8 protein-coding genes and 1 tRNA gene are annotated in these 12,212 nt (G+C 57.4%); 5 read left to right on the forward strand and 4 right to left on the reverse strand.

The features are described from left to right. The first annotated feature begins 34 nt into the window (after positions 1-34). A complete protein-coding gene (locus KFE13_RS16685) occupies positions 35-1,372 on the forward strand; it encodes an alkaline phosphatase family protein (RefSeq protein ID WP_260704696.1) in 1,338 nt (445 codons plus the stop codon). Here the strand turns inward: KFE13_RS16685 and KFE13_RS16690 are convergent, their stop codons facing one another. The 4 genes from KFE13_RS16690 to KFE13_RS16705 all read right to left on the reverse strand — a co-directional run bounded on the left by KFE13_RS16690 (position 1,373) and on the right by KFE13_RS16705 (position 4,906). Beyond that, positions 1,373-2,950, reverse strand: coding sequence for an ArnT family glycosyltransferase (locus tag KFE13_RS16690; protein WP_260704698.1), 1,578 nt, complete (start codon positions 2,948-2,950; stop codon positions 1,373-1,375). A gap of 36 nt (positions 2,951-2,986) precedes the next feature. Then, positions 2,987-3,292, reverse strand: a complete 306-nt coding sequence (locus KFE13_RS16695) for a DUF3467 domain-containing protein (RefSeq protein WP_260704707.1) — start codon at positions 3,290-3,292, stop codon at positions 2,987-2,989. Between the two features lie 25 nt (positions 3,293-3,317). Next, a tRNA-Leu gene (locus KFE13_RS16700) sits at positions 3,318-3,402 on the reverse strand. Positions 3,403-3,478: 76 nt separating this feature from the next. Beyond that, the gene (locus tag KFE13_RS16705) at positions 3,479-4,906 is read right to left on the reverse strand and encodes an MFS transporter (RefSeq protein WP_260704709.1); all 1,428 of its coding nucleotides are present in this window, start codon (positions 4,904-4,906) and stop codon (positions 3,479-3,481) included. 222 nt (positions 4,907-5,128) lie between these two features. Between KFE13_RS16705 and KFE13_RS16710 the strand changes: the two genes are divergently transcribed. The 4 genes from KFE13_RS16710 (at position 5,129) to KFE13_RS16725 (ending at position 12,133) form a co-directional block, all read left to right on the forward strand. Beyond that, on the forward strand, positions 5,129-6,421 hold the full coding sequence (locus KFE13_RS16710; protein ID WP_260706989.1) for an MFS transporter: 1,293 nt from the start codon (positions 5,129-5,131) through the stop codon (positions 6,419-6,421). Positions 6,422-6,472: 51 nt separating this feature from the next. Further along, a complete protein-coding gene (locus KFE13_RS16715; protein ID WP_260704711.1) occupies positions 6,473-7,975 on the forward strand; it encodes a sensor histidine kinase in 1,503 nt (500 codons plus the stop codon). Next, positions 7,972-8,595: a response regulator gene (locus KFE13_RS16720; RefSeq protein ID WP_260704713.1), complete on the forward strand. Its 624-nt coding sequence runs from the start codon at positions 7,972-7,974 to the stop codon at positions 8,593-8,595. The genes KFE13_RS16715 and KFE13_RS16720 overlap by 4 nt, the downstream gene beginning before the upstream one ends. Before the next feature lie 244 nt (positions 8,596-8,839). After that, positions 8,840-12,133 (forward strand): TonB-dependent receptor, encoded by a 3,294-nt coding sequence (locus KFE13_RS16725; protein WP_260704715.1) that lies wholly within the window; start codon positions 8,840-8,842, stop codon positions 12,131-12,133. Positions 12,134-12,212 lie beyond the last annotated feature (79 nt).

Raw genomic sequence — 12,212 nt, forward strand, 5'->3', positions numbered from 1 at the left:
GCTCAACGAAAGAGTCCGGTTTTGAGGAGGATGGATGTACAGGTGGTTGGGTGCGGCGTGTGTGGCATTGTTTCTTGGACTGGGATGTGCGAACGATGTGGAGGGCCAGCAGGGAATACGGCATAAGGTGGTGGTGATCAGCCTGGATGCTTTTGGAGCGGAGAGTCTTCGGGACCCGCATCTTCCTGCGCCGACACTGCATGCGCTGATGCAGGCAGGCTCTTATGCCAGGGCAATGCGTCCGATCAATCCCACGGTGACATGGCCGAATCACACGGCAATGATCTCGGGAGTCAATGCGAGCAGACATCATGTGCTGGTGAATGGGCTGGTTGTGAACCAGAGGCAGGACACGGCTCCGAAGATTGAGCCGCACACGCCGAAATCGGAGCTGGTTGCTGTGCCTACCGTGTATGACGCTGCGCATAAAGCCGGGCTGACGACTGCGGAGGTCGACTGGGTTGCGATTGAGAAGGCAGATGGCATCACATGGCGGTTCACCGAGTACAGCGATGCGAATGGCGAGATTGAGCACGACCTGATGCAGCAGGGCACGCTGACTGCGGACGATCTGGCCCACTTCAACAAGCCGTCGCAGGCGTGGCGCGATCGCGTCTATGGGCTTGCGGCAGTGGACATCATTAAGAAGCACCATCCTGACCTGATGCTGCTGCACTTTCTTGCTCTGGACAGCATTGAGCATCAGACCGGCTATGGCAATAACTCGGGCATCAACACGATTGCTTTTCTGGATGACCGGGTGCGCGACGTGGTTGAGGCTGTGCGCGAAGCAGGCGATCTGCCGAATACGACGTTTCTTATCGTCTCCGATCATGGCCAGATGAGCGTTCATCATCATCTCGATGCAAATCTGCTGCTTAAGCAGGCAGGCTTGCAGGGACAGGCGGCCAGCAATACAGCTTTTGCAATTCCTGAAGGCGGATATGCGCTGATCTACCAGAAGCAGGCGACTGCGGAGTCGACGGCTGCGCTAAAGGCCCTCTTTACGGGCAAGCCCGGAGTTCGCGCTGTGTTGAGTCCGGCAGAGGCGGCTAAAGATGGATGGCCGACGCCGACGCAGACCAGCCAGGCTCCCGATCTTTTGATCTATGCGGAGAATGGCTATGCGTTTTCCGGTGTGGGCAACGGGGAGTTTGTCTCGGATGCGAAGGAGAGCGGAGCGCATGGCTACCCCAACACGGAGCCGCTGATGAAAGAGATATTCATTGCATCGGGCGCGGGAATTGCGAAGAAGGGCGAGATTGCGGAGTTCGACAACGTCGATGTTGCACCGACGATTGCACGGTTGCTGAATGTGCCGTTGACGAACATTGACGGCAAGGCGCTGGAGGAGATTCTGACAGGGAAGTAGTTACTGCTGCGGAGCGATGAGCGAGGCATTGACGGCGCGTGGGAAGCGGAGCACAGCGGCCCACTCGCCTTTGCGGCGCGCCTGCCAGACGATTTCGCCGTGGAGCAGAGCGGCGGCTTCGGTGGGCGAGAGGTCGTGGTGAAAGTCGAAGTACTTCTCATCGGACTGGCGGTTGGCGCGTCCGAGGTCGATGCGGTTGGCGGGTGGCTCCCACTTGGTGGAGAAGAGGAGCGCGGTGTCGTAAGCGCCGGGGTCCTGGGCTGCGCTTTCGATCTGGTCGATAGCGAAGTTCTGGAGCTGGACGGTCTTGAGCGGACTACGAATGTACCCGAGCTCGGGGCGCGACATCTCGGCAGTGGCGGGCCAGGCGGAGAGTACGATGGCCTGCGGATAACGATGCGCAATGACCGAGATGGCCTGCTGGTGGAGAACGATCATGTCGCGGTAGGTGAGGTTGTCCTCAGGCGCGAAGGCGTAGGGCGGGTTGATCCAGATGCCTGCGAGGAAGGCCACAAAGCTGAGCGCGGCGAGTGTCCACCACTGCTTGAGATGGCGTTGCCATGTGACGACGCAGAGCAGGAGGACGAGGGGATACATCGGCAGCAGATAGCGCGTGAGCAGAGCACCGCCGAGCACCGAGAAGGCGATCCAGTTGGCGATAAGGACGGTCGCGATGGCTTCGAGCGAACGGCGCGAGAGGGCCTGCGCCGCGGTTCGTACCGGCATGAAGAGGACGGCGATAGCGCAGGCGGCAGGGACGTACATGTTCATGTGCGTCGTGAGGTGGAGGAGGCGATGCCAGAGCGAGAGCAGGATGCGGTGTACACCGAGATTCGCAGTCGCGTTGTAGCGAAGATATTCGGGGTTGCCGAAGGTGAAGCCAGTCTGGTGGCGATGATAGGCATACCAGGCGATGAGCGGGATCAGCGGTGAGAGCAGCGAGGCGATCCAGAGAAGATGGGCGCGACGCTGCGCTGCGTTGGCGCATTGGCGATAAAGCAGGGTGGTTTCGTAGACGGCCAGCGCAAGCGGTGTAACGATGGCGGTTTCTTTCGACAACGCGGCAAAGGAGAAGAGTGCGGAGGCGAGGATCTGATTGTCGGCTCCGGGCTCAAGGTAAAGCGCAAGGCCCCACAGGGTAAATGCGGCGGCGAAGATGTCGGCGTGTGCGAGTGTGCTCTGCGCGAACCAGACGGGATAGGTGGCGGTGAGCAATGTGACTGCGATGGCGGCGGGTGTGTTGAGCAGCGACCGCGTGAGCCGAAAGACGGCGAGGAGTGCGGCGGCAGCGATCATGACGACCAGCGTGCGCGTTCCGCTAACGACGAAGCCGGAGAGATGCCACCAGGAGGCAAGCAGGATGGACGGCAGCGGAGGATGTGCGTTGGTGAGCGTTGTTTGCGGAATGAGGGAGCCGGTGCGGAAGAAGTCCCACGCGGCGGGAATGTAGTAGCCGGCCTCGTCCCAGAAGTAGGGCAGGCGAAGGAGGGTGATGTGCGAGAGATAGACCGCGGCGAAGAATAGCGGATAGAGCATCCCGAGTGAGATGTCCTTTGCGCGTTCTCGTCGTCGGCTCAATGCGGATATCACGCGCTGTTCGTCGGGCTTGATTGATTAGTGGACGGGACCGCCCGGCTGAGGAACCTGCTGATCGAGAGCGATGGTCCCGAAAGCCTGTTCATACTGGGCGAGATTGCTGTTCAGCACGTTCGACAGGGCTTTCGCCTGCTGTGGACTGAGATAGATGCCCTGGAAATTTTTGATGTTGATCTCATCCGGGCTTTCCTGGCTAAGGGTGCCGAAGACGAGCAGGAAGTCCCAGACGGACATGCGAACCTGAACGCTGTTGGCGTAGCCGTCGCGGTAGTCGGGTGTGGTGGTGAGATTAACCTTAGGCTCTACGGGTTTCGGCTGGCTCATACGTCTGCTTTCAACGGTAAAGATTTGGTGCGAAAGGGGGGACTTGAACCCCCACGGATTGCTCCGCCAGATCCTAAGTCTGGTGCGTCTGCCAATTCCGCCACTTTCGCAAGGATCGATACGGTTGGTATCGGATCAACATGTTGAATTGTATCGTGTCTGTCGGTCTATGGAGATCATCGCGCATTAAACCGGGTTGACTTCCATTTCGGGCTGGCGATGACCGCTTGTGGTTGCTCCTGCATCGTGGGAGAGGCCGAGGGCATCGAAGACCGGACCGAGCGACAGCAGAGCAATCACGAGAATGGCGATGCGGAAGTCGCGTAGCTGGGGTGCCGCAGCAGAGTGGCCATGTGCGTGGGCGACCATGCGGAGCGTGATGGCGCCGACGGCGACTCCCATGCCCATGCTGAGCTGCATGATGGCGCTGAGGAAGCCGTTGGCCCGGCTCATGCGGCTGGGGGAAATCTCGGAGTAGGCAAGCGTGGTCATGCAGGTGAATTCAAGCGAACGGCATGCCCCGTGAGAGAACAGTATGGCGACGATCAGAGCCGGGGGCGTTGACGGACTAAGTGCCGCGCAGAGGGCCATCGATGCCGTAGTGATGAGGCCATTGACGATAAGCAACTTACGGAAACCGTAGCGCCGGAGCAGCTGGATGACGATGGACTTCATGCTGAGATCGCCGGCGAAGAGTGCAAGCAGATAGAGTCCCGATCGAAAGGCGCTGAGGCCGAAAGAGATCTGGAACATGAGCGGCAGCAGGAAGGGAAGCACGGAGACGGAGATGCGGAAGAGGCTGGCTCCGTAGATGGAGAGAGAGTAGCTCTTCAGCTTCATCGATTCGAGATCGATGAAGGAGGTCGCTGGCCTGCGACGAGCGCAGACGATGGCCGCTGCTCCGCTGAGCAGACTGAGCACGAGGATGGAGACCGGATTTTGCCAGTGCACGCCTTCTCCACCGAGCTTCTCCATGGCATAGACCGCGCCTGAAGAGGCTGCCCCGCCGAGCGCGAAGGTGATCCAGTCGAAGGAGTGTATCTCCTCGGTGCGGACGTTTTCGATCCAGAGCTGTGTCAGGATGAGCGCCGCGATTCCCAGGGGGAGATTCAGGAAGAAGATCCAGTGCCAGCTCCAGTAGGTGGTGATGAAGCCGCCGATGGCAGGGCCGAGGACGAGCGCGGTCAGGCCCGGCCAGGAGATGTAGGCGATGGCCTGCGCCAGCTGGTCCTTCGGTGTATTGCGCAGGACGATCAGACGGCCGACCGGAACCATCATGGCTCCGCCGATGCCCTGGAGAATGCGCATGAGCGTGAACTGGGTGAGCGTGTGCGAGAGACCGCAGAAGAGGGAGGCAAGCGTAAAGGTAAGGATCGCCGCAGAGAAAACTGAGCGCGAGCCGAAGCGGTCGGCCACCCAGCCGCTGATGGGGATAAATACGGCAAGTGTCAGCAGATAAGCGGTCATACCAATATTCAGGTTGACGGCGCCTACGTGAAAGCTGAGGGCCATCTGCGGCAGTGCCGTGGCGATAATCGTACCGTCCAGGTTCTCCATGAAGAATGCCCCCGCAACGAGGGAGGTGACATAGAGCGTGGAGCGATGCTTCGTCATATCTTAAGTTTACGAAACATGCGATGTGGTAGGGCTTGGGCGGCTGCGGGCGGTATCTTTTTAGGCTATTCAGCGGAGAGGGTTTGCAGGGCAACTAAGACATATGGCCCTTGCGTGTCGTTATTGCCGGTCGATACCATTCGGGGTGCTACGCAAAATTGCGGGCGAAATCTTAGATTTGCAAACGCAGGCGGCCTCTTTCAGTCGGCTGCCAGGAGCATGATGTCCGACGAACGCCGTACACGGATCCGATTTTTTCTCGCCTTTTGGCTCTTTGTTCTTAGCGGAGTAGCCTTTCTCGACCGCACCAATCTGTCTATTGCAGGTCTTGCCATCAGCCAGGAATACGGGCTGGGCAACCAGCGCCTGGGATGGATTTTCAGCGCCTTTCTGATCGGTTATGCGGGCTTTCAGCTGCCGGCCGGATGGCTGGCTGCGCGGTTCGGTCCACGGCGCGTGCTGACGCTGGGCGTCGTATGGTGGGGAGTCGCTACGGCCCTGACGGCTATGTTGCCCTCAGGCATTTCACACGCGGTCTTGCTGCTGATCTCCATTCGCTTTGCTCTGGGTGCGGGTGAGGCTGTGATCTATCCTGCGGCGAACCAGTTTGTGGCTCGCTGGGTGCCACTGGAGGAACGCGGCCTTATTAATGGACTGATCTTTGCAGGAGTAGGCGCGGGCAGCGGTCTGACGCCTCCGCTGCTGGCATGGATCATTAAGAATCAGGGATGGCGCGCTGCCTTCTGGTTCAGCGCCATTATTGGAGCGATTGCCGGCCTCGTATGGTGGTATGCCGCGCGGGATACTCCTGAAGAGCATCCTGCCGTCTCGCAGGCGGAGTTGCGCGAGATTCGCGATGGACTGAGCTATACGCCTGTTGGAGCTGCTGCGCCAGCCGGGCAGCAGAAACAGATCTCGTGGAGCGCCATCTTGCATCGCCGCGACCTGCCTGCACTCATGATCGGCTACTTCAGTTTCGGCTATATCGCGTGGATCTTCTTCAGCTGGTTCTTCCTGTATATGACGCAGGCGCGTGGGTTCGATCCGAAGTCGAGTGCGTTCTATACGATGTTTCCGTTCCTTGCGATGACGGTCTTCTGTCTTGCAGGTGGTGTGCTGAGTGACAGGCTGACGTTGAAGTATGGACTGCGTGTGGGGCGTTGCTGGCTTGCCTCGATCGCACTTCTGGCCACCGCGGTGTTTCTTGTGTTGGGATCGCAGGTTGCCAGCCCACAGCTTGCCGGCATTATTCTTGCGTGCGGCGCGGGCTCAATGTATCTCTCGCAGAGCTCCTTCTGGTCGGTCTCGAACGATATCGCGGGGCGTAGCTCAGGCATATTTTCGAGTATGGTCAACATGGGCGGACAGATCGGCGGTGCTGTAACGGCCTCTCTGACTCCGTGGATTGCGCAGCGTTTCGGCTGGACGACATCGTTTGCGGTGGCTGCAGCACTCTCCATTTTGGGAGCGATCTGCTGGATGACGGTGCATCCTGAGCGTCCGCTGGATGCCTGAGGAGTTTGTAGCGCCGATGTTAGAGCGAGGCGAGTGGGGTTGCAGATGACCATGCTGTCGGAGAAAGGAATTCGTGTTTGCCGATGGGCGCTGCTGGCTCTGTTGCTATGCGCTATGTCAGGGGTCCTCTTTGCCGATGATGCTGCGCAGGTGGAAACCCACGACGAGTCTCGTTTTACTCAGGCTGGCGCTGGGGTTCGCTGCATCTATCGCGACAAGCAGGGGACGGCTTGGATTGCGACTGAGGATGGCATTGAGCGATTGACAGGGAAGACCCTCGAAGCGCTCCCGTCTGTGGGGGGCGTCTCGAGCGACATCGTGGCTCCGTTTACAGAAGACGGCAACGGAGGCATGTTCTTCATCACCTCTGCAGGACTGTTTCTGTGGGAGAAGGGAGCTGTGCGCGAGCTTCCGTTGCAGCTTCCCAAGGACGATTCGCCGGTGGCGCTCTATCGCGATCCGCAGCAGCGTGTCTGGCTCGGCACACATACCGGTGTCTATAAGCTGGTGCCGCAGCCGAAAAGCCTTTTTCAATCGCAGCCATCGCCGGCTTACACCGCAGTTCTGAATGCGAGTATGCATGGAGCGGTGACCGCGCTGACGGGAGATGCTCAAGGAAATCTTTGGATCGGAACAAGCTCCGATGGTCTCTGGCGGCTGGATAAAGACGGCCTTGTGCGCGTGATGCGCAGTGCGCTGGGGACTGGACCAGATGCGGCTTCTGACAAGCCGACGACGCCTCCTGCTGGCGAGGGACAGCGCCTTGCGTTCTACCAGACATGGTATTTCTACGTTGCTGTTGTCATCGCGATTGTCGGTTTTTCCATGCTGTTTCTGCGCAGAAGAATGCAGCTGATGACGGGGCATCTCGGCATCATCCTGGAAGAGCGCAATCGTATTGCATCGGAGTGCCACGATACGCTGATGGCGGGCTTTGCTGCGATCTCATGGCAGCTTGAGGCGACGGCAAAACTGTTTCGCGACAGCGGATCGGAAGCAACGCCGGCGGCGAAGTCGTGCGAGCTGGCGCGCAGTATGGTGGCGCACTGCCAGGCTGAAGCGCGACGCATTATCTGGGATCTCCGCGATACGGGCGAAGTGACCGACGTGCTCTCGCAGGCGCTCTCTCGCGCATTGTCTGCGAGTCATCTTCAGGCGCCGATTGAGACGACGCTCGATGTCGAAGGCGATGAGGTTCATCTCGCGCCAGGATGTGTGCATCACCTGGTCTGCATTGGGCAGGAGGCGGTCTCCAATGCGATTCGTCACGCGCAGCCGTCGCGCATTATCGTCAATCTCCGTTATGACAGCGATGCGCTGAGCCTGTCGATTCGCGATAACGGACACGGCTTTCTTACTTCCGATCGCGCGTTATCGCGTCGCGGACATTTTGGCATTCCAGTGATGGAAGAGCGCGCACGAAAGCTCGGCGGAACACTCAAGATACAAACCTCAGTCGGTGGCGGGACGGAGGTTGTCGTGAAGGTTGCATTCAATGCAATGCAGCAGCCCGTTAACCAACAGCATCATGTGATACGGTGGATCGGAATATGAAGCAGATTCGAGTCCTGTTGATCGAAGACCATTTTCTCGCACGCGTCGCGCTCCATTCTGTGCTCTCGGGGCACCCGCAGATTCAAATCGTCGGCGAGGCGGGCGACGGCGAACTCGGCATTTCGATGTATCGTTCGCTGCGTCCGGATGTGGTCGTACTCGATCTGCGTCTGCCGCGCGTCAGCGGCTTCGATGTGATCGTTGCATTGCGTAAGGAATTTCCTACGGTGCGCATTGTTGTGCTCTCGAACTACCAGGGCAGCGAAGATATCTACCGTGCCGTACGCAGTGGCGCGATGGCTTACCTGACGAAGGACGCCAGCGGAGAAGAACTTCTCAGTGCGATTCAAAGCGTTGACCGTGGATTGCGATACCTCCCTCACGGAGCGCTCGACCGGCTTGCCGAGCGCATGCCCGCAGTCGATCTGACTCCGCGCGAGGCCGAGGTGCTGGCCTGCATTACGCAGGGGCGCAGCAACCGCGAAATCGCGGAGGAGCTGAAGATAGCAGAGAAGACCGTACGCATTCATGTCAGCTCACTGCTGGACAAGATGGGCGCTCGCGATCGCACGCAGGCAACAATTTATGCGCTGCAACGCGGCCTCGTTCACCTGGACTGATCGCTCCATCCCGTTGCTGAACATCTACTTGCAGCATCAGTTAGGTCAAATGGCCTAAGAAGTGGGGCGGCAACTGTCCGATTGACGATTGTTTAGCAAAGTAATCACAATCTATTCACACATAGATTGCTAGCGGTTCGCACATGGAATGTGCGGATTGTTTGATTTCTTTGTCCGGCGGCAAGGGAGATGTCGCACGTTTCTGCAATACCTGCTTCATTCAGGTTTTACCCAGGAGGCTTCAGTGAAAAAGTTTATTTGTTGTCTCGCGCTTTTGATCGGCTCCGTATTACTCCATGCCCAGGTTGCGGATAATACGGCGCTTGTAGGAACAGTCACCGATCCTTCGGGAAGTGTTGTTGTTGGGGCGAAGGTCGTGGGCGTCAACCGCGAAACCAAGGTGGTCTACAACGGTACAACGAACACTGAAGGCTACTATTCGATTCCGTTCGTGAGCCCTGGAACCTATGACGTCACCGTCGAGATGACCGGGTTCCAGAAGATGACGTCAACCAATGTCATCGTTACGATCAATCACGCCGTCCGTACGGACTTCGCGCTTTCGGTTGGTTCGGAGACATCCGTTGTCAGCGTCTCGGCTGATACACCTCCACTGTCGACCGATGATGCGCTCCTTGGTGAAACCATCGACTCGCAGCAGGTACACGATCTACCGATGAATGGCCGGCACGCCATCGATCTGGCGGCGACTGCGTCCAATATTACGATCAGCGGCAATGCTCTGACGGGTAATCCTCCCGGCAACCGCGCCAGCGGCTCGGGTACGCGCAACATCAACAACAGCATCTCGCTCGATGGCATTTCGATCATGAACAACCTGATCACAACGGCCACACTCTCTCCCAATCCGGATGCTCTGAGCGCCGTGCAAACCCAGAACGGAAACTATACCGCGCAGTATGGCGACTATCTGGGCGTTCACATCAACCTTGTATCGAAGAGCGGAACCAATAAGTTCCACGGCACGGTTTATGACTACATCCAGAATGATGCGATGAACGCTAAGGGTTGGCTTCAACCTACAACCGGACTCGCTTCTCTTAAGCCCAAGCTTCGTTACAACCTCTTCGGTGGCGTATTGAGCGGTCCAGTTGTTATCCCCTTCCTATACAACGGGAAGGATAAGACCTTCTTCACTGGGTCATATGAGGGTCTTCGCAACAATGGTGCGACTGTGACTACAGGGACCGTTCTCACCAACAAGATGCGTACCGGCGATTTCAGCGAACTTGGTAAAGCTCTTTACAACCCCAAGACACGCTTTACTCAGTGCTCTGCGCCAAACTTTGCATGCCCTGCGGCACAGTACGTCAATTCAATCATCCCTATCGATCCTATCGCTGCAAAGCTTCTTCCTTATTTGGCCGCTCCTACAAACTCAGCCACTACGGGAAACTGGCAAGGAAACCTTCCTACGCAGATCAATGAAGACTCAACATTGGAGCGCTTAGATCACAACATCAATGGTAAAGTATCGCTCTTTGGCCGTTTCGCATGGCAGTCGGTCAATAACTTCACCCAAGCGATCAATCCTGCAAATACCGCCTATACCACGACGAAGACTCGCAACGGAGCAGCTGGCTATACCCACATCATTACGCCAAAGCTCGTAAACGATCTGCGCTTTGGATTCAACGTGGTCAATACGTTCATCCTGAATCAGCAGGCTCAGCTTAAGCAGACGAATGCTGGCTCTGCGCTGGGTATTCCAGGCTTCACCGCCGATGTTGATAGCGGCAATCCTGGCCTGGTTGATATGCAATTAGGTGGTACTGCCGCCGCTCCTCTGTATCAAGGCATTGCCCAGACCGGAACGAACTGGTATCAGGATGACCGCCAACTTACCTGGTACGACCAGATCAGCTATACCTTGGGCAAGCACGCTCTTATGGCTGGGATCAGCTTCCGCAAAATGACGATTGGACGTTCTGCCGCCAATACGGCGCGTGGGCAATTCACATTTGACGGAACCCTAAATGGAGCGACTTCAGGGACCGGCGATGCGGCGGCAGCTTTTATTGCTGGCACTCCAACCGGTTACACCTCTCCGTTCTTCCAGGTAAAGGGTTCGATCGGCCAGTGGCGTGATGGCTTCTTCATTCAGGACACCTGGCAGGTGACCCAGAATTTCACTCTGCAGTATGGTCTGCGCTACGAGCTGCCTCAGGTCGCTTACAGTTTGAATGGCGTCGGTCGCATCATGGACGCCGGTCTCACCACACTGTATCCGGCTATCGGCGGTACAACGCCTCTAAATGCCCAGAAGTATCCTGGCTTCAAGTTCAGCGGGCCTTCTCACGACAACATTAGTCCGCGTGTTGGTTTTTCCTACCGTGCAACGGATAAAATTGTGATTCGCGGAGGTGGTGGAATCTACTACAACGCGAACCAGCTCAACTCTTATACCTTGTCCTCGACGAACTACCCCTACTCGGCAGTGGTCACCCCCTCTGCTGGCTTCGGCACTACACCGGCATTCACACTCGCCAATCCGAATGTACCCGCGCCGGTAGCGTGGCCCGGTCCAGCGAATAGTCCATACGCGAACTTCGCTGTCGATCAGAATCTGCCCACTGCTCGGATGTATCAGTGGAACATCGATATTGGTAATGAGATATGGCATAACGGCGGCTTCGAGTTGCAGTATCTGGGGTCGCGTACGATCCACCTGGACCAGAGCTACTATCCGAACCAGCCAGCTCCTTCGCCGATTGCGTTCTCGCAGTCTCGCCGTCCCAATCCGGCGATTGGTCAGATTCGTCTGATTCATAACGATGGATTCGCAACGTATAACGGCCTCACTGCCATTCTGCGACAACGGTTGACCCGCGGTATCAGTGCAAACCTTAGCTATACCTGGTCGCATTCCATGGATACATCGGACAGCTCCAACGACGGCGGTTCTGCGATGTGGCAGGGACATTTGAAGCTTGACTACGGTAACTCGGCTTACGACATTCGCAATCGCTTTGTTGGTACTGTTACCTACGAGCTGCCGAAGTTTGAGGGGCGCAATATATTCATTCGTCAGGCTATTGGTGGATGGCAGGCGAATGCGATCGTCGACCTCCGCAGCGGTACTCCTCTCAACATTACGATTAACTCGAATCTGGCGAATGTCGGAGGTGTAGGAGGATCTCAACGTCCGAACTACGTTCACGAAAGCCACGTAACCTGCAGCCGCGGAACAGTGACTGGGCCTGGTGGATCCCAGAGAAACAGCTGCATAGATGCAACTGCTTACGCGAATCCAACCGCAGGAACCTTCGGCAACCTGCACCGTGACGCGATCAACGCACCGGGTGTAGCTAACACCAATTTTTCACTCTTCAAGAACTTTCCGATCTGGGAGACAGTCGCCTTCCAGCTTCGCGGAGAGGCCTTCAACGTCTTCAATCATCCCAACCCCGGCAGCCCGAACACCACCTTCGGTGGTCCGAGTTTCGGATTCATCACGGGAGCCAACACCAACTTTGGTTCACGTGTGATGCAGATTGCAGGAAAGATCAACTTCTAACGATTTGGCCGCCGGGTCTCCCGGCGGCTAAATTTTTTGCAAACCTGTCAAACCTTGGCCTAGTCCGGTAACATTTTCC

The organism is Edaphobacter flagellatus (assembly GCF_025264665.1).
Taxonomy (GTDB): domain Bacteria; phylum Acidobacteriota; class Terriglobia; order Terriglobales; family Acidobacteriaceae; genus Edaphobacter; species Edaphobacter flagellatus.